The following is a 2923-nucleotide window of genomic DNA, read 5'->3' on the forward strand; positions in this document are numbered from 1 at the left end:
TGGCTGCAGGCAATCCAAAGCCCATGGTGCCTAAACCACCACTGGTTACATTGCTGCGGGTATTGTTGAACTTGCCATAACGACAAGCCACCATTTGATGCTGACCAACATCAGAAACAATAATAGCCTCGCCTTTAGTCAGGATGTTTAATTGATTCACCACTTCGCCCATGGTTAATTCACCAGTTTGTGGGTTAAGTTCCGGATCAATTAAGCTTTCTTTTTCTATTTTCTCAAAAGCCTTAAACTCCTGCAACCATGACTCATAGTTTCCAGCTTCCACTAATGCCGTTAACAAAGGAAGGGTTTCCTTGCAGTCGCCCCATACCGGAACATCAGCTTTTACATTTTTGTCAATTTCAGCAGGGTCAATATCTAAATGGATAACTTTAGCCTGTTTAGCATATTTATCCAATCTGCCGGTTACACGGTCGTCAAAGCGCATCCCGATGGCAATTAACACATCGCAGCTATTAGTTTGTACATTAGGGCCATAATTTCCGTGCATGCCAATCATACCTACATTTAAAGGATGATCTGTTGGAATGGCACCAGCGCCTAAAATTGTCCACGCTGCAGGGATACCACTTTTTTCTACAAAAGCTTTAAATTCCTGTTCAGCCTCGCCTAATAAAACACCCTGACCGAATAAGATCAGCGGTTTTTGCGCACCGTTGATTAAAGCTGCTGCCTGTGCAATATATTCTTTCCTTACATTAGGCTTTGGTCTATAGCTGCGGATATGATCACAAGGGGTGTAACCTTCATAATCAAAAACCTGTAGTTGAGCGTTTTTAGTGATGTCGATTAACACTGGTCCCGGGCGACCGGTTCTGGCGATATAAAAAGCCTTTGCCAATACAGCAGGAATTTCTGTAGCATCGGTAACCTGGTAATTCCATTTGGTAACAGGGGTGGTGATGTTGATGACATCAGTTTCCTGAAAAGCATCAGTGCCTAATAAACTGGCAAACACCTGTCCGGTGATGCAGACTAATGGGGTACTGTCAATCTGGGCATCTGCAAGGCCTGTAACTAAGTTGGTTGCCCCGGGACCGCTGGTGGCAAAAACAACACCAACTTTTCCAGAACTGCGGGCATAACCCTGACCAGCGTGTATACCACCTTGCTCATGTCTGACCAAAATATGGTTTAATTTTTCTTTATAATCATATAAAGCATCATAAATGGGCATAATTGCTCCCCCCGGATAACCGAAGATGGTTTCTGTACCTTCAGCAATTAATCCCTCTAATAAAGCTACGGAACCTGTAACCTTTGTTGTTTGCAAAGGTGCGGTTTGGGTGGTTTCTTCCGTTTGTGCTATATCCATTTTAGTGTATTTTAGGTTGTCTAATTTTTGTTAATCAGTATAGGCATCAGTAACACAGCCTTCACTAGCATTGCTTACTTGTTTCAAATATTTGTACAGCACGCCAAACTTGACGGGTGGAGGCAATTGTTTCCACTCCGCTCTGCGGGCAGCAAGCTCTTCGTCACTGATGTTAAGGTGTAAAGTATTATTTACCGCATCAATGGTAATAATGTCATTATCTTTGATCAGGGCAATGTTACCGCCATCATAAGCTTCTGGCGTAATATGACCTACAACGAAACCGTGGGTACCACCAGAGAAACGTCCATCTGTTATCAATGCTACAGATTTACCTAAGCCAGCACCAATAATGGCCGAAGTAGGTTTTAACATTTCAGGCATTCCTGGTCCGCCTTTAGGGCCTACATGTCTGATCACCACAACATCACCCTGGTGCACTCTACCACTTTGGATACCAGCAATTAAAGACTGCTCACCATCAAACACCCTTGCCGGGCCTTCAAAGCGCTCACCTTCTTTACCACTAATTTTTGCTACCGAACCCAATTGCGCAATGTTGCCGTATAACATTTGCAAGTGACCAGTCGCTTTTAAGGGTTGAGCAACAGGGAATATAATTTTCTGTTGATCGAAGTCTAAATCTACCGCATCAGCAACATTTTCAGCAAGCGTTTTACCGGTTACCGTTAAGCAATCGCCATAGATCAAACCTTCTTTTAATAAATATTTTAAGATGGCAGGCACACCACCAATTTCATGAACATCTTCCATTAAGTATTGTCCACTAGGTTTTAAATCAGCAAGAACCGGCGTGTTATCAGAAATACGCTGAAAATCTTCTAATTCCAACGTAAGGCCTACAGATTTAGCCATCGCAATAAGGTGCAATACGGCATTAGTAGAACCACCTAAAATGGTAACGGTAACAATAGCATTGTGGAATGCTTTTTCCGTCATGATTTGGGACGGAAGGATATTTTTCTCTAACAATACTTTGATGGCTTTACCCGCCTCAAGGCATTCTTGTTTTTTGTTATCACTCAATGCAGGGTATGAAGAGCTGTAAGGTAAGCTCATGCCTAAAGCCTCAATGGCAGAGGCCATTGTATTTGCGGTATACATACCACCACAAGCACCAGCACCCGGACAAGTATGTTTAATAATTCCTTTATAATCTTCTTCAGATAACTTGCCTGCAAGTTTTTCACCTAAAGCTTCAAAGGCAGAAACAATGTTTAAAGATTTGCCATGGTATTTTCCAGAGTGGATGCTACCTCCATAAACCATAATAGCAGGTCTGTCTAAACGACCCATGGCCATGATAGAGCCTGGCATATTTTTATCACAACCAGGTAAGGCAATCACCGCATCATAATACTGTCCGCCGCAAATTGTTTCTATAGAATCTGCAATAACATCTCTGGAAACTAAAGAATAACGCATGCCATCCGTTCCGTTCGACATGCCATCGCTAACACCGATGGTGCCAAAAGTTAAGCCGACCATTCCATTCTTCCAGACCCCTTCCTTGACGATTTGTGCAAGGCCGTTAAGGTGCATGTTACAAGTGTTACCATCGTAACCCAT

The 2923-nt window shown here is 42.8% G+C and carries 2 protein-coding genes; both read right to left on the bottom strand.

Features of this window, described 5'->3' with window-relative positions:
• On the bottom strand, window positions 1-1333 hold a 1333-nt coding region (locus tag ACR2F7_RS02080), incomplete at its 3' end, for a thiamine pyrophosphate-binding protein (protein ID WP_432711953.1).
• Window positions 1334-1363: 30 nt separating this feature from the next.
• Window positions 1364-2923: dihydroxy-acid dehydratase (ilvD, locus tag ACR2F7_RS02085; RefSeq protein WP_432711954.1), on the bottom strand; the 1560-nt coding region annotated here is incomplete at its 5' end.

Origin of the sequence: Pedobacter sp. (assembly GCF_045628745.1) — a bacterium.
In the GTDB taxonomy this organism is placed as follows: Bacteria; Bacteroidota; Bacteroidia; order Sphingobacteriales; family Sphingobacteriaceae; genus Pedobacter.